General features: G+C 55.3%; 13 protein-coding genes, 1 tRNA gene and 2 rRNA genes. 5 read left to right on the top strand and 11 right to left on the bottom strand.

The features are described from left to right. Positions 1–87: 87 nt before the first annotated feature. The 4 genes from AC6I8J_RS14490 (at position 88) to AC6I8J_RS14475 (ending at position 5,178) form a co-directional block, all read left to right on the top strand. Positions 88–162, top strand: a tRNA-Glu gene (locus tag AC6I8J_RS14490). A 230-nt stretch (positions 163–392) separates the two neighbouring features. Continuing rightward, positions 393–3,300: ribosomal RNA gene (locus tag AC6I8J_RS14485) — 23S ribosomal RNA — on the top strand. A gap of 197 nt (positions 3,301–3,497) precedes the next feature. Further along, a 5S ribosomal RNA gene (gene rrf / locus AC6I8J_RS14480) occupies positions 3,498–3,613 on the top strand. Between the two features lie 275 nt (positions 3,614–3,888). After that, positions 3,889–5,178 carry an MFS family transporter gene (locus AC6I8J_RS14475; RefSeq protein ID WP_161735812.1) on the top strand — a complete coding sequence of 430 codons (1,290 nt, stop codon included), beginning with the start codon at positions 3,889–3,891 and terminating at the stop codon, positions 5,176–5,178. A gap of 194 nt (positions 5,179–5,372) precedes the next feature. Here the strand turns inward: AC6I8J_RS14475 and pssA are convergent, their stop codons facing one another. The 4 genes from pssA to trxC all read right to left on the bottom strand — a co-directional run bounded on the left by pssA (position 5,373) and on the right by trxC (position 10,821). Continuing rightward, on the bottom strand, positions 5,373–6,728 hold the full coding sequence (pssA, locus tag AC6I8J_RS14470) for a CDP-diacylglycerol--serine O-phosphatidyltransferase (protein ID WP_161735810.1): 1,356 nt from the start codon (positions 6,726–6,728) through the stop codon (positions 5,373–5,375). Between the two features lie 117 nt (positions 6,729–6,845). Then, on the bottom strand, positions 6,846–9,503 hold the full coding sequence (locus AC6I8J_RS14465) for a bifunctional acetate--CoA ligase family protein/GNAT family N-acetyltransferase (RefSeq protein ID WP_497825506.1): 2,658 nt from the start codon (positions 9,501–9,503) through the stop codon (positions 6,846–6,848). A gap of 139 nt (positions 9,504–9,642) precedes the next feature. Further along, the gene (locus AC6I8J_RS14460) at positions 9,643–10,320 is read right to left on the bottom strand and encodes a tRNA-uridine aminocarboxypropyltransferase (RefSeq protein ID WP_222925100.1); all 678 of its coding nucleotides are present in this window, start codon (positions 10,318–10,320) and stop codon (positions 9,643–9,645) included. An 81-nt stretch (positions 10,321–10,401) separates the two neighbouring features. Then, positions 10,402–10,821 carry a thioredoxin TrxC gene (gene trxC, locus AC6I8J_RS14455; RefSeq protein ID WP_161735804.1) on the bottom strand — a complete coding sequence of 140 codons (420 nt, stop codon included), beginning with the start codon at positions 10,819–10,821 and terminating at the stop codon, positions 10,402–10,404. Positions 10,822–10,980: 159 nt separating this feature from the next. Between trxC and AC6I8J_RS14450 the strand changes: the two genes are divergently transcribed. Next, complete coding sequence (locus AC6I8J_RS14450; RefSeq protein ID WP_161735802.1) at positions 10,981–12,165, top strand: tRNA/rRNA methyltransferase; 1,185 nt, start codon at positions 10,981–10,983, stop codon at positions 12,163–12,165. 36 nt (positions 12,166–12,201) lie between these two features. Here the strand turns inward: AC6I8J_RS14450 and emrB are convergent, their stop codons facing one another. The 7 genes from emrB to nrdI all read right to left on the bottom strand — a co-directional run bounded on the left by emrB (position 12,202) and on the right by nrdI (position 21,021). Then, positions 12,202–13,743 carry a multidrug efflux MFS transporter permease subunit EmrB gene (emrB, locus tag AC6I8J_RS14445; protein ID WP_161735801.1) on the bottom strand — a complete coding sequence of 514 codons (1,542 nt, stop codon included), beginning with the start codon at positions 13,741–13,743 and terminating at the stop codon, positions 12,202–12,204. 16 nt (positions 13,744–13,759) lie between these two features. After that, positions 13,760–14,932, bottom strand: coding sequence for a multidrug efflux MFS transporter periplasmic adaptor subunit EmrA (gene emrA, locus AC6I8J_RS14440; protein WP_253419718.1), 1,173 nt, complete (start codon positions 14,930–14,932; stop codon positions 13,760–13,762). Between the two features lie 150 nt (positions 14,933–15,082). Next, positions 15,083–15,613, bottom strand: a complete 531-nt coding sequence (gene mprA / locus AC6I8J_RS14435; protein WP_003850381.1) for a transcriptional repressor MprA — start codon at positions 15,611–15,613, stop codon at positions 15,083–15,085. Between the two features lie 303 nt (positions 15,614–15,916). Further along, entirely contained in the window at positions 15,917–17,104 is a 1,188-nt protein-coding gene (locus AC6I8J_RS14430) for an MFS transporter (protein WP_161735797.1), read from the bottom strand. Positions 17,105–17,531: 427 nt separating this feature from the next. Beyond that, positions 17,532–18,491, bottom strand: a complete 960-nt coding sequence (gene nrdF, locus AC6I8J_RS14425; RefSeq protein WP_222925104.1) for a class 1b ribonucleoside-diphosphate reductase subunit beta — start codon at positions 18,489–18,491, stop codon at positions 17,532–17,534. Positions 18,492–18,499: 8 nt separating this feature from the next. Beyond that, entirely contained in the window at positions 18,500–20,638 is a 2,139-nt protein-coding gene (gene nrdE / locus AC6I8J_RS14420; protein ID WP_497825505.1) for a class 1b ribonucleoside-diphosphate reductase subunit alpha, read from the bottom strand. Beyond that, positions 20,608–21,021, bottom strand: a complete 414-nt coding sequence (gene nrdI / locus AC6I8J_RS14415) for a class Ib ribonucleoside-diphosphate reductase assembly flavoprotein NrdI (RefSeq protein ID WP_161735791.1) — start codon at positions 21,019–21,021, stop codon at positions 20,608–20,610. The genes nrdE and nrdI overlap by 31 nt, the downstream gene beginning before the upstream one ends.

Raw genomic sequence — 21,021 nt, 5'->3', positions numbered from 1 at the left:
CTGAAGATACCTTCCCGCGCAGTGCTCACACAGATTGTCTGATAAAAAGTAATGAGCAGGACGGCTGCGAAGTCGTGACACTATCGTGTCCCCTTCGTCTAGCGGTTAGGACTCCGCCCTTTCACGGCGGCAACAGGGGTTCGAATCCCCTAGGGGACGCCACCTGCTTGGTGACAGGTGAAAGATGTCTCCATACAGTATCTCAAAGCCGTTCTGGCTGCGTAAGCAGCCGTGACGCGTTTGAGATATTTGCTCTTTAACAATCCGGAACAAGCTGAAAATTGAAACGACGTGTCGCTTTCATTCTCCGTAATAAGAATGAAAAATGCGGCACGTTCGAGTCTCTCAAATGCTTGCAGTCTGCAGCGTTGCAAAACGCCTGTGGGTTGTGAGGTTAAGCGACTAAGCGTACACGGTGGATGCCCAGGCAGTCAGAGGCGATGAAGGACGTGCTAATCTGCGTAAAGCGACGGTAAGGTGATATGAACCGCTACAGCCGTCGATGTCCGAATGGGGAAACCCGGTGCACTCTGTGCATCATTGCAGCATGAATACATAGTGCTGCAAGGCGAACCGGGGGAACTGAAACATCTAAGTACCCCGAGGAAAAGAAATCAACCGAGATTCCCCCAGTAGCGGCGAGCGAACGGGGAGCAGCCCAGAGCCTGAATCAGCATGTGTGTTAGTGGAAGCGTCTGGAAAGTCGCAGGGTACAGGGTGATACTCCCGTACACAAAAGCACACGCGCTGTGAGCTCGATGAGTAAGGCGGGACACGTGGTATCCTGTCTGAATATGGGGGGACCATCCTCCAAGGCTAAATACTCCTGACTGACCGATAGTGAACCAGTACCGTGAGGGAAAGGCGAAAAGAACCCCGGCGAGGGGAGTGAAACAGAACCTGAAACCGTGTACGTACAAGCAGTGGGAGCCCTCTTTACGGGGGTGACTGCGTACCTTTTGTATAATGGGTCAGCGACTTATATTCTGTAGCAAGGTTAACCGTATAGGGGAGCCGCAGGGAAACCGAGTCTTAACTGGGCGTTAAGTTGCAGGGTATAGACCCGAAACCCGGTGATCTAGCCATGGGCAGGTTGAAGGTTGGGTAACACTAACTGGAGGACCGAACCGACTAATGTTGAAAAATTAGCGGATGACCTGTGGCTGGGGGTGAAAGGCCAATCAAACCGGGAGATAGCTGGTTCTCCCCGAAAGCTATTTAGGTAGCGCCTCGTGAACTCATCTCCGGGGGTAGAGCACTGTTTCGGCTAGGGGGCCATCCCGGCTTACCAACCCGATGCAAACTGCGAATACCGGAGAATGTTATCACGGGAGACACACGGCGGGTGCTAACGTCCGTCGTGAAGAGGGAAACAACCCAGACCGCCAGCTAAGGTCCCAAAGTCATGGTTAAGTGGGAAACGATGTGGGAAGGCACAGACAGCCAGGATGTTGGCTTAGAAGCAGCCATCATTTAAAGAAAGCGTAATAGCTCACTGGTCGAGTCGGCCTGCGCGGAAGATGTAACGGGGCTAAACCATGCACCGAAGCTGCGGCAGCGACACTATGTGTTGTTGGGTAGGGGAGCGTTCTGTAAGCCGTCGAAGGTGTGCTGCGAGGCATGCTGGAGGTATCAGAAGTGCGAATGCTGACATAAGTAACGATAAAGCGGGTGAAAAGCCCGCTCGCCGGAAGACCAAGGGTTCCTGTTCAACGTTAATCGGAGCAGGGTGAGTCGACCCCTAAGGCGAGGCCGAAAGGCGTAGTCGATGGGAAACAGGTTAATATTCCTGTACTCGGTGTTACTGCGAAGGGGGGACGGAGATGGCTATATCAGCCGGGCGACGGTTGTCCCGGTTTAAGCGTGTAGGCGGAGGGTCCAGGTAAATCCGGTCCCTTATTAACGCTGAGGCGTGACGACGAGGCACTACGGTGCTGAAGTGATAAATGCCCAGCTTCCAGGAAAAGCCTCTAAGCATCAGGTAACACAGAATCGTACCCCAAACCGACACAGGTGGTCAGGTAGAGAATACCAAGGCGCTTGAGAGAACTCGGGTGAAGGAACTAGGCAAAATGGTGCCGTAACTTCGGGAGAAGGCACGCTGGCGCGTAGGTGGAGGGATTTACTCCCCGAGCCGAAGCCAGTCGAAGATACCAGCTGGCTGCAACTGTTTATTAAAAACACAGCACTGTGCAAACACGAAAGTGGACGTATACGGTGTGACGCCTGCCCGGTGCCGGAAGGTTAATTGATGGGGTTATCCGCAAGGAGAAGCTCTTGATCGAAGCCCCGGTAAACGGCGGCCGTAACTATAACGGTCCTAAGGTAGCGAAATTCCTTGTCGGGTAAGTTCCGACCTGCACGAATGGCGTAATGATGGCCAGGCTGTCTCCACCCGAGACTCAGTGAAATTGAACTCGCTGTGAAGATGCAGTGTACCCGCGGCAAGACGGAAAGACCCCGTGAACCTTTACTACAGCTTGACACTGAACATTGAGCCTTGATGTGTAGGATAGGTGGGAGGCTTTGAAGCGCGGACGCCAGTCTGCGTGGAGCCAACCTTGAAATACCACCCTTTAATGTTTGATGTTCTAACGTAGGCCCGTTATCCGGGCTGCGGACAGTGTCTGGTGGGTAGTTTGACTGGGGCGGTCTCCTCCTAAAGAGTAACGGAGGAGCACGAAGGTCAGCTAATCACGGTCGGACATCGTGAGGTTAGTGCAATGGCATAAGCTGGCTTGACTGCGAGAGTGACGGCTCGAGCAGGTGCGAAAGCAGGTCATAGTGATCCGGTGGTTCTGAATGGAAGGGCCATCGCTCAACGGATAAAAGGTACTCCGGGGATAACAGGCTGATACCGCCCAAGAGTTCATATCGACGGCGGTGTTTGGCACCTCGATGTCGGCTCATCACATCCTGGGGCTGAAGTAGGTCCCAAGGGTACGGCTGTTCGCCGTTTAAAGTGGTACGCGAGCTGGGTTTAGAACGTCGTGAGACAGTTCGGTCCCTATCTGCCGTGGGCGCTGGAGAATTGAGGGGGGTTGCTCCTAGTACGAGAGGACCGGAGTGAACGCACCACTGGTGTTCGGGTTGTCATGCCAATGGCACTGCCCGGTAGCTAAGTGCGGAAAAGATAAGTGCTGAAAGCATCTAAGCACGAAACTTGCCCCGAGATGAGTTCTCCCTGACTCCTTGAGGGTCCTGAAGGGACGTTGAAGACTACGACGTTGATAGGCCGGGTGTGTAAGCGCAGCGATGCGTTGAGCTAACCGGTACTAATGACCCGTGAGGCTTAACCTTACAACGCCAGAGGCGTTTTTGAGAGACACGATTTTCAGCTTATTCCGGATAAAATTAGCGGAAACGAAAGATTTTGCGGCGTGACAAGGCGCAGAGCGAAGACATCAGCGGGAGCATACTGAGGTATGTGACCGGTGTGGCTGAGCGATGGCAACGCGGTCATGGCGTAAAAGATTCGTTTCGTGCACCAAGATTTGCCTGGCGGCTTTAGCGCGGTGGTCCCACCTGACCCCATGCCGAACTCAGAAGTGAAACGCCGTAGCGCCGATGGTAGTGTGGGGTCTCCCCATGCGAGAGTAGGGAACTGCCAGGCATTAAATAAGTGAAGAAGCCCCGCACGCAGTGCGGGGCTTTTTTACGTCTGAATTTTGCTCTTTTGAACAGAAACATTGACCACAAACCCACTTTCTGCAACCCTCATCACCTCATATGGTCTTACGGCATCGCCAGCAACCCGCTGATTTTTCGATAATTGGCGATATGGCTCACAATATTCATCTCAGATTACCCCGCCTTTACCTCTGGTAGACTTAAATGCTTTACTCAATCCTTTAAACGCTGTTGATCAGCAAGGAACAGAGGTAAGGCATGACAACAACAAATAATAAAATTCAGCCGGATGATACCAGGAAACGCATCTGGGCTATTGTTGGCGCGTCATCGGGCAACCTGGTCGAGTGGTTCGACTTCTATGTCTATTCATTCTTCTCGCTCTACTTTGCGCACATATTCTTCCCGCAGGGAGATACCACCACGCAGTTGTTGCAGACGGCGGGCGTTTTTGCGGCAGGATTTTTGATGCGTCCGATTGGTGGCTGGCTGTTCGGCTATATCGGTGACAAACATGGCCGAAAAAATTCGATGCTGGTTTCGGTCTGCATGATGTGTTTCGGGTCACTGGTCATCGCCTGCCTGCCGGGTTACGCAACGATCGGCGTGGCGGCTCCCGTCATTCTGCTGCTGGCGCGTATGTTTCAGGGATTATCGGTAGGTGGGGAATATGGGACCAGCGCAACCTACATGAGCGAAGTGGCTTTGGAAGGACGCAAAGGATTCTACGCCTCATTCCAGTATGTCACGCTGATTGGTGGTCAGTTAGCGGCGGTACTGACCGTAGTGGTGCTACAATTCCTGCTTACTGATGCAGAACTGCGCAGCTGGGGCTGGCGAATTCCGTTCTTCCTCGGCGCACTGCTCGCGGTTGTCGCATTGTGGCTACGGCGCTCTCTGGAAGAAACGTCAGACAAGACCAGCCGGGAACATCGCGATGCGGGAAGCGTAATCGGATTGCTGCGCAATCATACCCGTCCTTTCCTGATGGTGCTGGGTTTTACCGCGGGCGGTTCCCTGAGTTTTTACACCTTCACCACCTACATGCAGAAGTATCTGGTTAACACGTCGGGTATGGATCCTAAAACAGCCAGCGGGCTGATGACCGGTGCGCTGCTGGTCTTTATGCTGATTCAGCCAATTATCGGTGCGCTGTCAGATAAAATTGGTCGTCGCACTTCGATGATGATCTTTGGCGCAGCTGCGGCGATCTGTACGGTGCCAATTCTGACCCTGCTGCAAAACGTGCAAAGTCCCGGCGTGGCTTTCCTGTTGATTATGCTGGCCTTGCTGATCACCAGCTTCTACACGGCCATCAGCGGCATTCTTAAAGCCGAAATGTTCCCGCCACAGGTGCGTGCACTGGGTGTCGGGCTCTCCTACGCCGTCGCGAATGCGATCTTCGGGGGTTCGGCAGAGTATGTAGCGTTGCTGATGAAGAAGCAGGGGATCGAGACTACCTTCTTCTGGTATGTCTCTGCGATGGGCGCGGTGGCGTTTCTGGTGTCGCTGTTGCTGCACAAGCGTGGTAAGGGGATTAAGCTTTAAAATAGCTACTGGCTCAGATTCCAGAGAGCAATGCCGCTGGCTGCACCGGCGGCATCCCAGCGAAATCTTTCCAGCTCCAGCCGCTGCCATTCGGGCGGCTGTCATACAGCTCTTTTCCCGCCCCAGAACTTAACGAAACAACAGCACAGCAAGCAGCACACTTCGCATAATGGATGCCTTATTGACCGCAGTGATTAAAGAATCCGGCTGATCAGGCGATCGATACGTATCCGGCGCAGACGGCGAATGAGCTTGCGCACCTTGGCCGGGTAATCAGCAATACTCTCTAGCTCACGGAAATGCGTCACTACCGTCGTGTTCTGCCGGATTAACGTCAATTCCTTCTCACGCTGAGCCGCTAACTCCTGATGAGGATCGTGGATCAGCACGGCATTTTCCAGATCGAGCCGCCAGGCACGTGGATTGAGGTTATTACCGGTAATCAGCTGCCATTCGTCATCAACCCACATTCCTTTAAGGTGATAACTGTTCTCGCCATCCTTCCACAGTCTCACGACCAGCTGATCGGTCGTAACGTAGTAGTGCAAACGGCTCATAAAGCGACGCAGATTGATTTCATACAGGTAAGGCAGCGCGCCTATGATTTTGAACGGCTGATCAGGCGCAATATAGAAGTCATTGGCTGTTTTATCGCCGACGATGATCTCAACCTGCTTTCCCTGGCGCAGAAGATGAATGATATTACGTACCAGCAAGGCGGGCATGTTGAAGTAGGGGGTACAGATAATCAGCTTCTGTTCTGCACACGGCATCAGATGGAAAATGGTTTTATTGAGCAGGCTATGCTTACCCAGACCGACCAGCGGTGTAACTGCCAGTTCATCGTTGCCGGCATTCCCTTCAAACTGATAATTGAAGCCACGCAGATCCTGACGGAACTGGCGCGTCTCATTTTTAATTTCGGGGCTGGAAGGGCGCTCAGCGAAATCGAGCCGGTTAACCGCTTCTGCTGGCTTCAGATTGAGCGTGATCCAGTCATACATGGTATCGGTCAGCTGCGAATTGCGGATAACCTGGTAGCGATCATAACGATACTTGTCATGCTGATGCAGGTAAACATCATTGATGCTGGCGCCGCTGTAGAGCAGCGTATCATCTATGATGAAACCTTTAAGATGGAGTACACCCAGGGCTTCACGGGTATTGACCGGGATACCATAAACCGGGATGGCAATATCGGCATAACGCGTCGCCATTTCGCAATACCAGTCGGCATTGGTTACGCCTCGTGCTGCGCCAATTCGGCCACGCTGCGCACGATGCCAGTCTACCAGAATCGAGATATCCAGCTCCGGTCTCGCCTGCTTCGCATGATAAAGCGCATCCATAACGGCACGCCCGGCGTCATCGTTTTCCAGATAGAGCGCAACGATACAGATGCGGGTCTGCGCTGCCGCAATCTTCTCCAGCAACGTCTGACGAAATTCGGCAGGCGAGTAAAGTGTCGACATATCCGCAACGGATTGTGACAGTTTCGGCAGCTCTGCGAGGTGTTGTTGGTGTTTATTACGTTTAAATTTAGACAACATCACAGTGCACTTCTTCTCTGTTCATTGCATGGCCTTTTGCCATCAAATCAGGGTTATAACCATAAATAATAACATCAACTCCGTCGATTCGAACGTTTTTTACCTTTCTGTACAAGGTTAGTTGATCTCATTCTGTAAAGACAATTTCAGGCTGACGATACCGTCATCCAGTTGAATATCAACATGAAAATTGAGTTTTCGGGCCAGGGTGATCATGCCGCGGTTATGGGGCATGGTGATACCGTTCAATTGTTGCAAGCCGTGATGTCGGGTGTAGCGGATCATCTTTTCCAGCAGACGACGGCCCATGCCTAACCCTTTCAGGTCAGAACGGACCAGCACTGAAAACTCCGCATCGATGTTATCGGCGTCAGAGATCGCGCGAGTGACACCAATGATCTCATGACGTTCCTGATGCTGACGGACCGCCACAATCGCCATCTCGCGGTCATAATCGATCTGAGTCATATTGGCGAGGTCATCATGCGTGAACTCATTGATCTCACTGAAGTAGCGGTAGTAAAGATCCTCTTTGGTCACCTGGCTGATAAAATCGCGCAATAATGGTTCATCCTCTGGCAGGATTGGACGGAACAGGCAGGATTGCCCATCTTTTAACTCTACCTGTTCTTCCAGATGCTGCGGATAAGGGCGAATGGCCAGCCTTGCTTCGTTATCGCCGTGGAACGGAGCCAGCGTCAGGGTGACATCCAGCAGGGTAAAATCATTGCCTGCCGCCAGCAGCGGATGAATATCCAGTCGCTGGATCTCCGGGCAATCCACTACCAGATCAGAGACCTGCACCAGCAGCTGGCTTAAACCAGAGATATCCAGCGGATTCAGGGCGCTGCGGCTGCGGATTTTTCCGCTCTTAATAGCCTGAATGACCAGATAGCGTGCCAGCGTCATATTCAGTGGGGGCAGGGCAACGGCAGCCTGTTTATCAGCCTGCCATTCCACCCCGCCTTCACCCAGCATAATGATTGGGCCAAACAGTGCATCCTGTTCGACCACGACCCGCAATTCCTGCGCGCCCGCCCGGCTGGCCATGCTCTGAACCAGCAGTCCCTCTATACGCGCCTGCGGCAGCGTCTGCTTTACCCGATCAAAAATGGCTTCGGCGGCATGCTCCACTTCACTGGCATTACGCAGGTAGAGCATCACACCCTGAACCTCTGATTTATGGGCGATATCGGGTGAACGCAGCTTTAGCGCCACCGGATAGCCAATCTGGCCGGCAATGGTTACCGCTGCCGCGCTGTCACTGGCGATCCAGGTTGGCAGCGTGGCCAGCCCATAAGCCTGCAGCACCGGCTGCACTTCGTGAGTATCCAGTGAGGTAATGCCACGCGCCAGCGCCTGTGACAGCAGCTGGTGAGCATGTGCACTATCCTGGTTCAGTGTAGCGGGCAGGGCAGGCGTCTCGCGCAGCTGCTTCTGATTACGTCGGTACTCAACCTGATGCATAAAGGCGGTTACGGTGCCTTCCGGCGTGCGCCAGGTGGGTATACCCGCCTGCGTAAAGGCACGACGTGCAGCCTGTGAAGAGAACTCGCCGCTCCAGTTGGTCAGCAGCGTCACCAGCTTACCGCGCGGGTGGCGGGCCACAGTATCGATCAGATGTGCGGCCGTTTCAGTCGCAGGCGCGACCGCGCTTGGCGCATGAATGATCATTAAGGCATCAAGTTCATGGCTGTCGAGCAGGATCTCTGTGCAGGCAGCGTAGCGCTCAGCGGTGGCGTCATCTTTTAAATCCAGCGGATTACCGCGACCCGCACCGGCAGGCAAAATAGCCTCAAGCTGCTGACGCGTTTCATCGCTGAGCTGCGCCAGTTTCCCATTGCGGGCGTAAAGCTCATCCAGCGCCAGCGCGGCGGGCGCCGCACCATTACTGATGATCATCAGCCTGTCGCCGCGCAGTGGCCGCATATGGCTTAGCGATTCAACAGCGGAGAACAGCTCATGGGTATCCTGTACCCGCAGCAATCCGGCACGCTGAATGGCCGCATCCCAGGCAGCATCCAGACCACTGTGGGTGCCCAGCAGCGCCTGCGCTTCACGGCTGCGACCACTCTTGATCACCAGAATCGGTTTATTACGGGAAGCGCTGCGTGAGGCAGAAACAAAGCGACGTGCGTCACTGAGGTGCTCCAGATAAAGGAGGATGGCACTTGTTTTACCGTCGCGGGCCAGGAAGTCGAGCAGGTCATCAACATCGGTATCCAGGCTGTCACCCAGCGCGATAAACCACGAAAAACCGAGGTTACGCTGCTGCGCCCAGTCGAGAATGGTATTCGATACGGCGGCAGACTGGGAGATAAATGCGATACGGCCTTTCTCTATCGGCACCGGCGAGAAGCTGGCATTGAGACCCTGCCAGGGCGCCAGCAGGCCAAGACTGTTCGGCCCCAGCAGACGTATCTGCCACTGGCTGGCGCAGGCTTTGAGTTCAGCCGACTGGCTGGCAGGTGCAGAGAGAATAATACAGGCCTTGCAACCTTTCTCGCCGAGCTGTTGCAGCAATTCGAGGTTACGTTTTGAGTGGGTGCAGATCACCGCCAGGTCAGGCGCGAAAGGTAAGCTGTCGATGGTGGGCCAGGCGAGTACGCCGCTGACCGCTTTATATTTTGGCGTGACCGGCAGTACAGGCCCGCTAAAACCGCCTGCCAGCAGGTTACGCATCATAAAGTAGCCGGCACGCCCGGGCGTGACCGAGGCACCTATCACCGCAATTGACTTAGGTCGTAACAGCGCTTCCAGTCCGCGTTGGCTCATCTCGCCCTCCAGAGATCGGGATTTGCGTGATTGTAAACGCTTTTTGCTGGCCGCGCTTCCGGGCAGATCGCAGGCTGAACATCCGGATCCTGAAAACTGTCAGAGCAGGCTCACGCCTGCCAGCCGGAGAGGGACACGGTTAAGCCTGTCCGGGGTGATGCGGTTTTCCTGCCAGATAGGCCGCGCGGAACTGATCGAAATGGTGAGATAACGCCTCTGCCGCCTGCCGATCGCCCGCCTGTGCCAGTAGCGCCGCCGCCACTTCAGCGGTGCAATGCTGACCTTCGCCGTGCGCCTCACGCAGCGTGTAACGCGAAGGCGTGCTGACATCCAGCGACATTACCGGCAGGGCGTCGAGCCAGGGACTTTTGCGAAACATCTTGCGCGCTTCGGTCCAGGTACCATCCAGCATAATAAACAGCGGCGGCTTGCCGCTGGCGGGCGGCGTTGTCAGCACTTCGCGACCGGGATCGGCATAGGCGGCCGGGAAGACCACCAGCGGCTGATATTCAGGGTTGCGCACAGCCGCAAGCAGCAGCGGATCCGGCTCGGTGCGTGACCAGCCAAATGCCTGGGTATGCGGCAGAATATCGGCAATCAGACGGCCAGTGTTACTCGGCTTCATTGGCTCGGTATCAAACATCACCAGGCAGAAGCGACTACGGGCAGACTGCGGCACGATCTGATTGCAGAGACAGTTTGCCTCTGGCAGCAGGCAGCCCTGGCAGCGAATGACCCGATTTCCGCGCGCCAGGAAAGGACGGGTGGCGCGGGCCAGGCGTTGGGTGCGCAAGCGCAAAACAGCATTATCAGACATGAGTATTCAGGGCAGGAAAAACGTCAGTGTAATCGAAGCGCAGATGAAAAGGAAAAGGCCAGACTGGCTGGCCGTTGAAGTTTAAAGTGATTCGTCGAGCCATTCGTTAAAAGGCGCTTTGGGCATAGCGCCGTTCAGCATGTCGACCCGCTCGCCATTTTTAAACAGCATGATGGTCGGGATACTGCGAATATTGAAACGGGCGCTCAGGGCTGGTTCCGCTTCGGTGTTCACTTTAATAAAGCGGACCTTGCCGCTGCGTTCACTGGCGACATCTTTAAACACTGGCGCAAAATTGACGCAGGGGCTGCACCAGGGCGCCCAGAAATCGATCACCACCGGCAAATCATCCTGCAGATATTTGTCAAAGTTGGCGCTGGTGGCATTCACCACTTCGCCATCGAACAGCTCATTTCCACAGCGACCACATTTCGCCACGTCGGCAAGGCGTTCGTCAGGAACGCGATTGGTTGCCTGACAGGAAGCGCATACCGTATTCATAGGAACCTCTGATGTTGAAAAGTGTCAGTCTGGTAATCGTTGTCCATTATGAAAGGGGGCGGATTTTCGCTCAATCTGGATTGCTCTATAGGTTCAATAGTTGATAGCTAAGCGCCAGCACATCAGGTAATCTGCGCGCTCTAAATGCGGGAGGAAGAGATGAACGACGAATATAAAGGCAAGAGCGGCAAAGTTAAGGTGATGTACGTGCGTGGCGAGGACGATAAAAGCGCGCGCGCGCCGAATCCTCGCACAGGCAAAGGTGGTCACTCTGCTGCCCGCCAGGATGATAATCGTCGTTCATCTGGCCCGCGCACTGAACGCACTCAGGAAGGCGGTCGCTCCGCTGGTCGTCGTAGTGACGACACCGGTCGCAGCAGTTCACCGCGTCGTGATGAAGGCGGACGTGGCGCACCACGCCGTTCAGACGATGGCGCAGGTCGCCGCAACGATCGTGGTGATGACAGCCGTGGCGCTTATGGCAGCAGCGACTCCCCGTGGCGCACCGTGTCACGCGCGCCTTCTGCCGATCGTGCGTCATCGCCTGAGAACGATAAGCCGGATCACGGCGGTATCAGCGGCAAGAGCTTCGTCGATCCTGAGCAGATCCGTCGTCAGCGTAATGAAGAGACCCGCGTCTATGGCGAGAACGCCTGTCAGGCGCTGTTCCAGAGCCGTCCGGAAGCGATTGTTCGCGCCTGGTTCGTGCAGGAAGTTACACCGCGTTTTCGCGAAGCGCTGCGCTGGCTGGCGGCTAACCGCAAAGCCTATCACGTGGTAGAAGATGCTGAGATCACCAAAGCGTCAGGTACTGAGCATCATGGCGGCGTCTGCTTCCTGATCAAAAAGCGTATGGGCATGGCGGTGTCTGAATGGCTGAGCCAGGCGAATACGAAAGATTGCGTACTGGCACTGGAAGATGTCAGCAACCCGCATAACCTCGGCGCGATTATGCGCAGCTGCGCACACTTTGGCGTAAAAGGTTTGCTGGTCAATGATGCTTCTCTGCTGGAGTCAGGTGCAGCGGTGCGTACTGCAGAAGGCGGCGCTGAGCATGTGCAGGCCATCAGCGGTGCAACCTTCAGCGAAGGTCTGGAAGCGTTTCGTAAAGCGGGTTACACCATCGTGACCACCTCCAGCCATCAGGGCACGCCGCTGGCGCAGGCTCAGCTGCCGGAGAAAATGGTGCTGGTGTTAGGTCAGGAGCGTGAAGGTCTTTCTGACACCGCGTTCAGGCAGGGCGACATGAGCCTGTCAATTGGCGGTACCGGCAACGTGGAAAGCCTCAATGTCTCGGTCGCAACCGGCGTACTGCTCGCCGAATGGTGGCGTCAGAACGCATAAAAAAACGGGCCGAAAGGCCCGTTTTGCTGTGTGACATCAGTGCGCGCCACCGCCACCGCCACCACCGCCTGCGCCAAACGGCGGGCGGGCAAACCAGATCAGCACCAGCAGAATCAAAAAGACCCCCGCCGACGCCCAGAAGATTTCATTCGCTGAAATAATCAGTCCCTGATTGGTAATCTGCTGCGCGATATAAGCTGACGCCTGCTGCTGTGTCATCCCCAGGCTCTCCAGCTGGCTATACATCTGTTGCGAATTGGTGTTGTAAGGGGTAATCGACTCCGTCAGGTAGCTATGATGCATCGACTCGCGATTCGTCCACATGGTGGTGGTAATCGACGTTCCCACTGAGCCGGCAAAGGTACGCATAAAGTTCGACAGGCTGGAGGCAGCCGCCATGCGCTCCGGCGGCAGTCCCGACAGCGTAATGGTGGTCAGCGGCATAAAGAAGCAGGCCACGGCAAAGCCCTGAATAAACTGTGGCCAGGCTGAGGCACCAAAGTCCATCCCCGGTTCAAACGTATAAGCACGCCAGTAAAAGCAGACGGCATACATAATGAAGCTGAACGTAACCAGTCGCCGCATGTCGAGCTTATGGGCGAAGCGACCAATGATCGGCGACAGGATCACCGGCAAAATCCCTACCGGCGCAGACGCCAGCCCTGCCCAGGTTGCGGTATACCCGTAAACCTCCTGCAGCAGCTGCGGCAACAGAACTATTGAGCCGAAGTAGAGCATATAAGCCAGGCTGATCGACAGGCAGCCGATGGTGAAGTTGCGCGACTTAAACAGCGACAGGTCAATGATCGGGTGATCGTCCGTCAGCTCCCACACCAGCAGGACGGACAGCGCAATTACAGCCACGACCCCCAACACGATAATTTCGGACGAGTTAAACCAGTCGAGCTCCTTCCCGCGGTCCAGCATCACCTGCAGACAGCCGATCCCCACGACCAGCAGCACCAGCCCGACCATATCGATCCGCCGGATTTCGGTTTTGGTTTCCCGACCACGCAGGGTTTGCAGCGTCAGTATCACCACTGCCACACCAATCGGCACGTTGATAAAGAAGATCCAGCCCCAGTGATAGTTATCGCTGATCCAGCCGCCCAATATCGGGCCGCAGATCGGTGCCACGATCACCGTCATCGCCCATAGCGACAGTGCAACACTGCGCTTAGCGGGCGGATAGTTGTTGAGCAGCAGGCTTTGCGACAGCGGGATCAATGGACCTGCGACTATCCCCTGAATGACGCGGAAGAAAATCAGCATCTCCAGGCTGTCTGACATGCCACACGCCCAGGAGGCGATAGCAAACAGAATGGTCGACCAGGTAAACAGCTTCACTTCACCGATGCGTTTTGCCAGCCAGCCGGTCAGGGGGATCGAAATCGCATTGGCGACGCCAAACGAGGTGATCACCCAGGTGCCCTGCGAGTTCGACGCTCCCAGGTTACCGGCAATGGTGGGGATAGCCACGTTGGCGATGGTCGAATCCAGCACCTGCATGAACGTCGCCAGCGACAGCGCAATGGTCATCAGGACCAGCGGCATCCCTTCAAGCGGTTTTTGTGCCATTACAGCCTCCGCGTCATCATCCGGCGTTGGCGCGGACGATATCGGTGATCAGCTGATTGACCGGCGTAAGGTCAATCGCCAGAGCATTACTACTGTAAGCGGCCTGCTGACGGGCGCTGGTGGCAAGCGCGCTACCCTCTTTGCTGGTGGTATCGATTTTGACCAGCGTGGAGAGGCCGATGCGCAGTGGATGTCTGGCGATATCGTCCTGATTCAGTTCGATACGGACCGGCAGACGCTGAACCACTTTAATCCAGTTACCAGTGGCGTTCTGTGCTGGCAGCAAAGAGAAGGCGCTGCCGGTGCCCATATCCAGACCCACCACTTTACCCTGATAAACCACTTCGTCACCGTAGATATCGGCGACCACGGTGGCAGGCTGACCAATACGGACACCAGCCAGCTGCGTCTCTTTGAAGTTCGCATCGACCCACAGATTGGTGGCAGGTACGACAGCGAGCAGCGGGGTGCTGGTAGAAATTTGCGAACCGACCTGTACGCTGCGACGGGAGACAAAGCCATCCATCGGGCTGCGGATTTCGGTGCGCTGCAGCGCCAGCCAGGCGTCACGCAGTTCAGCCGCGCTCTGTTGCACGGCAGGCTGATTTTCCAGCGAGGTGTTGAGGATCATCGCCTGATTGGCATTGTATTGCTGAATGGCCACGTCCAGCTGCGCTTTAGCCGTTGCAACGGCGTCACGGGCGTGCTGCAACTCTTCACGGCCAATCAGGTTGGCTGCGCCTAACGGTTCACGGCGTTTCAGGTCCGCCTCTGCCTGTGCCAGTGCGGTCTGCTGCAGCGTGATGCTGGCCTGATACTGTTTGCCATTGATCATCAGCTGATGCGTCTGACGCACGCTGGTAGCCAGAGCCGTCTGGGCTTTTTCAAACGCCTGCTCGGCATCGGTCTTATCAAGTGAAACCAGTACATCGCCTTTTTTGACGAAATCGGTATCTTCAAACCAGACCTTATTCACGCTACCGGAGACCTGTGCCATCACCTGCACCTGATTGCCCGCAACGTAGGCGTCATCAGTCTCCTGAAAATGGCGCAGGACCAGGAACCAGTAGGCGCCCCAGGCAATACCAATCAGCACAAAGATAAGCGCCAGCATAATGAGCACACTTTTGCGCTTTCTTTTCTTACTGGCTGACGGTTGCGGGCTTTGTGCTTCTGCCGTTGCACTCATGACTTTCTCCACGTTTTCCATTTAGTCGGGCAGCAGAAATCCTTTTCTGCCAGCGCCCGAGTCGAAAAAGCCAGCGACTGAGCGCTGGCCAGATTAAAAAGGAAATTAAGATAACGATTTCGACAGGTGATTGTGTCGCACTTGTTGCTATTAGCGGGACAGCGAGGCGATCAGCTGATCTTCATCCATTTTATCAAGACGATTAAGCAACTTACGGGTAATGCCTTCCAGCTGAGACTTCTCATCGACTGACAGCGACGACCAGAGATACTGCAGGCTCTGATGCTGAGGTGGCAGCAGCTGACGCAGGAATTCCATGCCTTTATCGGTCAGATGCAGGTGCAGGCAGCGACGGTCGTGATCGCTTTCGCGACGCTCAATCCAGCCGCGCTTCTCCAGCTCATCAGCAATGCGCGTAGCATTGGTGCGTGAAGAGCCAAGGGCAGAACTGAGCTCAGAGGGCTGAATGCTGTGATTTTCCTGCGCATCCAGCGTAATCAACGCCATAAACAGGGTCTCATTAATACCCTGTGCTTTCAGCATCTTATTGCGGTTGTCCAGCAGTTTACCCTGCATATGCATACAGAGACGCGTCAGAATAATTTCCTGTAACGGAAAATCCTTATGGCGATTGGCACGGATGTTTAGCATCTGCTCAATGGGAGTAAACGAACTTTCCATTAAAAAAAACCTCACTAATTGCAACTTGTATAATAACTATGGTGACAGGCTAAGCGTAGTCACTTTTCAGCAAGTGATCGCTGACAGACTCGCACGCTGCACCATCAAAGGTATTCCAGGCCAGTCCCTGGCCCTGGGTCAAAAACCCGTACGCCCGGCGGCAGCCGCAGTGCCAGGACGTTATCAAAAAGGGGGCAAATTTATTAATATCGCGAGGAAAAATAACTGAAGTGAATAGGTTTGTTACTAACCATAACAAACCTAACCATTTGTGACCAGACCAATGCGTTGTCCGGACAGCCTTCAGTTGATTTTTTCCGGCTCAAAGCGCGATCCCCCTGCCCAAATCAGCAGATTAATCAGCGTCAGTAGCGCGCCAGCTCCACAGACGCCATACCAGCCCCAAAGATGGTAAGCGGTAGCGGAGAGCAGCGAGCCCGCCGCGCCGCCGATAAAGTAGCTGGTCATGTAACCGGCATTCAGACGGTTTCGCGCCTCCGGCATCTGCGCATAAATCACGCTCTGGTTGGTGATATGCACGGCCTGCACCGCCAGATCCAGTAGCAGGATACCGACGATCAGCGGCACAAGCTGCTCCGCACCCCACGCAATGGCGGCCCAGGAGAGCAGCATAAGCAGCAGGCCCAGTCGGGTGGTCAGCTTCGCTTTGCCTTTGTCGGCCAGTGAACCCGCCTGACGTGCGGCCAGCGCACCCGCAGCACCCACTAATCCCAGCAAACCAATCCTGCCCTCAGAAAAATGATAAGGCGCGCCGGAGAGCAGAAATGCCATTGAGGTCCAGAGCAGGCTGAAATTGGCAAAGGAGAGACAGCCGGTCCAGGCGCGTGTGCGGATCACCCGATTGCCTGCATACAGACGAAAGATGGAAGCCAGCAGTTGCGGATAGCTCATGGCCATTGACTGCTTTACGCGTGGCAACGATCGCCAAAGCGCCAGCGCCATAACCACCATCAGCAGACTGGCGGTCCAGTAAACCGTGCGCCAGCCGCCGAGCTGCGCCAGGCCACCTGCCACGGTGCGTGCCAGCAGAATCCCCAGCAGCAGACCGCTCATGACCGTCCCAACGATTTTGCCGCGCCGCTCTGGCTCGGCCAGCGTGGCGGCCAGCGGCACCAGAATTTGTGCGGCGACCGAAAACAGGCCGGTCATGATCGTGCCCAGCAGTAAAAAGAGGAACGTGTGCGACAGGGCGATAATTACCATGCCCGCCGCAGCCAGCAGGATCATCGTCACAATCAGGCTGCGTCGTTCAAAGCGATCGCCCAGCGGCACCAGCAACAGAAGACCGCAGGCGTAGCCGAGTTGCGCCGTGGTGACAATAAACCCGGCGAGGCTAACAGAGAGATCAAACTGTTGGGCGATAGTATTAAGCAGTGGCTGAACGTAATAGTTACTGGCTACGCAGAGGCCGGTTGCTACCGACATCAGGACCACTAAAGCAGGCGTCAGACCCTGGCGAGTCGCATTCATAAACAGCATCGGTCGCTAATAATCATTTGAGGTTAATAATAACTCAAAAAACTATTTCACACGCATGTTTATTAACAGGCCATACCAGTCATAACGAGAGGTTTAAACAACGGTAGAGGAGGTGCGCCCTAAGAAGGGGGCAACTTACGGCTCAGGGCTTAACGTCTTCAGAAGTTTAAAGGGATGGGAGCATACGCCTGTAGCAAAGCATAGCGGGCCATGGACAAAAACGCCGGGAGCGTTTTGAACAACGCAACGCGTTGGCCCGGTACGGGCGCACTTCAGGCATGTGGTGCGTAATCGCCCGCGCTGAGCCACGCCTTAGAGGGCATGTTTTGCGCCTTTGCGGAAGGCGTATGCTCCCTGAGCCGGCCTCTTTATCCTCTGTCGCAGGCCATCCTGACAATCAGAATGACCTGCCCGACCATCAGAAATTCCAGTCTTCGTCTTCAGTTTCGACCGCTTTACCCATCACATAGGAGGAGCCTGAGCCGGAGAAGAAGTCGTGGTTCTCGTCAGCGTTGGGTGACAGTGCCGACAGAATGGCCGGATTGACGGCCGTCAGCTCTGCCGGGAAGAGCGCCTCGTAGCCCAGATTCATCAGTGCTTTATTGGCGTTGTAGTGCAGGAAGGTTTTCACTTCGTCCACCCAGCCGACATCGGCGTAGAGCGCCTCGGTGTAAGCCACTTCATTTTCATACAGCGCCAGCAGCAGATCATAGGCGAACTGCTGCAGTTCTTCACGACGCAGATCGTCAGCGCTGGCCAGCGCCTGCTGATATTTATAGCCGATGTAGTAACCGTGCACTGCTTCATCGCGGATAATCAGGCGAATCAGGTCTGCGGTATTGGTCAGCTTACCCCGGCTTGACCAGTACATCGGCAGCCAGAAGCCGGAATAGAACAGAAACGACTCCAGGAAGACGCTGGCGATCTTCTTCTTCAGCGGATCGTCTGCCCGGTAGTGCTCCAGGATGATGCGCGCCTTGTTCTGCAACGGCGCATTCTCTTCGCTCCACTGGTAGGCGGCATCCACATCCTGCGTGTTGCACAGGGTCGAGAAGATCGAACTGTAGGAGCGGGCATGTACCGCTTCCATAAAGCTGATATTCGACAGCACTGCTTCTTCGTGTGGGGTAATCGCATCCTCCATTAGCCCCGGCGCGCCGATCACGTTCTGGATGGTGTCGAGCAGCGTCAGGCCGGTAAAGACCCGGATGGTCAGCTGCTGCTGCTGTTTATCCAGCGTCTGCCAGCCGGGCAGATCGTTGGAGAGCGGCACCTTTTCCGGCAGCCAGAAGTTGCTGGTAAGACGGTTCCACACCTCAAGATCTTTATCATCCTGAATGCGGTTCCAGTTAATGGCCTGAATCTGTTTAAGTTTCATCGTTATTATTACAGGGAGCAGGAAACGCAGCCCTGAACCTCCGTGCCCTGAAGCGCCATCTGACGCAGTCGAATGTAATAGAGCGTTTTGATCCCTTTTTTCCACGCGTAAATCTGCGCTTTGTTGATGTCACGGGTGGTGACGTCATCGCGGAAGAACAGCGTCAGCGACAATCCCTGATCGACGTGCTGCGTTGCTTCTGCGTAGGTATCAATAATCGCTTCCGGCCCAATCTGATACGCATCCTGATAGAGGTGCAGATTCTCATTGGTCATAAACGGCGCGGGATAGTAGACGCGGCCGGTTTTGCCCTCTTTGCGGATCTCGACAGGGGAGACAATCGGATGGATGCTGGAGGTGGCATGATTGATGTAAGAGATCGAACCGGTCGGCGGGATAGCCTGCAGGTTCTGATTAAACAGCCCGTACTGCATCACCGCATCACGCAGTGCCTTCCAGTCCGCCTGAGTTGGCAGCGTCAGTCCGGCATCGGCAAACAGTTGAGCTACCCGTTCAGTACGCGGCAGCCACTCGCGCTGCAGATACTTATCAAAGTAAACGCCGCTGGCGTAGTCCGAATTCGCAAAGCCGTCGAAGGTCTGCTGATGCTCCTGCGCCAGCTGATTAGAGGTGCGCAGCGCATAGTAAGTGATGCAATAGAAGTAGAGATTGGTGAAGTCCAGCGCTTCCGGCGAACCGTAGGCGATGCCTTCGCGCGCCAGATAGCCGTGCAGGTTCATCTGTCCCAGGCCAATGGCGTGCGAACGGCGGTTGCCTTCGGCAACAGAAGGTACCGAGCCGATCTCGCTCATCATTGACACCGAGGTCAGCGCGCGGACCGCCACATCCACGGTACGCGCCAGATCGCGCGAATCCATGGCGTGCGCAATATTCAGTGAGCCAAGATTACAGGAGATATCTTTGCCGATCCTGCGATAGCTGAGATCGTCGTTGTACTCGCTGGCGCTGTTGACCTGCAGAATCTCCGAGCAGAGGTTGCTCATATTAATGCGACCAGCAATCGGGTTACTGCGGTTCACGCTGTCCTCATACATGATGTAGGGATAGCCCGACTCAAACTGAATCTCGGCCAGCGTCTGGAAGAAGTCACGTGGCTGAATATAGGTTTTGCGGATGCGATCGTCTGCCAGCATCTCGTCATACTTCTCGCTGATGCTGATATCACCAAAGGCCTGGCCGTAGATCCGTTCCACGTCGTAGGGCGAGAACAGCGCCATCGGTTTGTTCTCTTTTGCCAGCTGGAAGGTGATATCGGGGATTACCACGCCTAACGACAACGTTTTGATGCGGATCTTCTCGTCGGCGTTTTCGCGCTTGGTATCCAGAAAGCGGAAGATATCGGGATGGTGCGCATTGAGCCACACCGCGCCAGCGCCCTGACGTGCGCCAAGCTGATTTGCATAGGAGAAGGCATCTTCCAGCATTTTCATCACCGGAATGATGCCCGACGACTGATTTTCGATGCGTTTGATCGGCGCACCGGATTCTCGCAGGTTCGACAACAAAAAGGCGACGCCGCCGCCCCGTTTCGACAGCTGCAGTGCTGAGTTTACGGCACGACCAATCGACTCCATATTGTCTTCGATTCGCAGCAGGAAACAGGAGACCAGCTCACCGCGCTGCTGTTTGCCGCAGTTCAGAAAAGTCGGCGTGGCGGGCTGGAAACGGCCACTGAGAATCTCTTCCAGTAGCGCCCGCGCCAGCGTTTCATCGCCCTGAGCCAGCGTCAGCGCAACCATGCAGGCACGCTGCTCGAAGGTTTCCAGATAGCGTTTGCCGTCAAAGGTCTTCAGCGTATAGCTGGTGTAGTACTTCCAGGCACCAAGAAAGGTTTTGAACTCAAATCCCCAGTTTTCGGCCACCTCATGCAGCGCAAGCAGGAAATCAAAATCGTACTGGTTCAGCATGTCCGCTTCGTAATAGCTCTCTGCCACCAGATAGCGTAAACGCTCAGCGTTGCTGGCGAAGGAAACCGTATTGGGCTGCACATGCTGCAGATAGAACTGCCGTGTCGCTTCGCGATCCTTATCGAACTGGATGCGGCCCTCTGCGTCATAGAGGTTCAGCATGGCATTGAGGGCGTGATAATCGAGCGTCACGCCGTTGAGGGTATCTGTTGTTGCCAAAATTGGGTTACTCCCGCTTTAACTTTCGCAATATCGTCAGGCGTTCCCATCAGCTCGAAGCGGTAGAGGCAGGGCACCTGACATTTTTTTGCAATGATGCTGCCCGCCAGGCAGTAACCGGCACCGAAGTTACGGTTGCCTGCCGCGATCACGCCCCGAATACCGCGTCGGTTCGCCTCATCATTAAGAAACTGAATCACCTGACCGGGTACCGCACCACGACTGCTGCCACCGCCATAGCTGGGCACCACCAGAATATAGGGCTGGTCGATATGCAGGTGCTCGCGGGCATCAAGCGGGATGCGCCGGGCGGGCAGGCCGAGGCGCGTCACAAACCGGTGGGTGTTTTCCGACTGGCTGGAAAAATAGACCAGCGGGAACAT

The sequence above is a fragment of the Pantoea sp. X-Soil-ISGK-355 genome (assembly GCF_059730805.1).
This window is presented reverse-complemented; position numbering and strand designations above follow the sequence as displayed.

What these genes read in the sequence shown, in the direction of transcription:
- AC6I8J_RS14475 (WP_161735812.1), top strand. Translation starts at nt 3,889, where the DNA reads ATGACAACAACAAATAATAAAATTCAGCCGGATGATACCAGGAAACGC.
- pssA (WP_161735810.1), bottom strand. Translation starts at nt 6,728, where the DNA reads ATGTTGTCTAAATTTAAACGTAATAAACACCAACAACACCTCGCAGAG.
- AC6I8J_RS14465 (WP_497825506.1), bottom strand. Translation starts at nt 9,503, where the DNA reads ATGAGCCAACGCGGACTGGAAGCGCTGTTACGACCTAAGTCAATTGCG.
- AC6I8J_RS14460 (WP_222925100.1), bottom strand. Translation starts at nt 10,320, where the DNA reads ATGTCTGATAATGCTGTTTTGCGCTTGCGCACCCAACGCCTGGCCCGC.
- trxC (WP_161735804.1), bottom strand. Translation starts at nt 10,821, where the DNA reads ATGAATACGGTATGCGCTTCCTGTCAGGCAACCAATCGCGTTCCTGAC.
- AC6I8J_RS14450 (WP_161735802.1), top strand. Translation starts at nt 10,981, where the DNA reads ATGAACGACGAATATAAAGGCAAGAGCGGCAAAGTTAAGGTGATGTAC.
- emrB (WP_161735801.1), bottom strand. Translation starts at nt 13,743, where the DNA reads ATGGCACAAAAACCGCTTGAAGGGATGCCGCTGGTCCTGATGACCATT.
- emrA (WP_253419718.1), bottom strand. Translation starts at nt 14,932, where the DNA reads ATGAGTGCAACGGCAGAAGCACAAAGCCCGCAACCGTCAGCCAGTAAG.
- mprA (WP_003850381.1), bottom strand. Translation starts at nt 15,613, where the DNA reads ATGGAAAGTTCGTTTACTCCCATTGAGCAGATGCTAAACATCCGTGCC.
- AC6I8J_RS14430 (WP_161735797.1), bottom strand. Translation starts at nt 17,104, where the DNA reads ATGAATGCGACTCGCCAGGGTCTGACGCCTGCTTTAGTGGTCCTGATG.
- nrdF (WP_222925104.1), bottom strand. Translation starts at nt 18,491, where the DNA reads ATGAAACTTAAACAGATTCAGGCCATTAACTGGAACCGCATTCAGGAT.
- nrdI (WP_161735791.1), bottom strand. Translation starts at nt 21,021, where the DNA reads ATGTTCCCGCTGGTCTATTTTTCCAGCCAGTCGGAAAACACCCACCGG.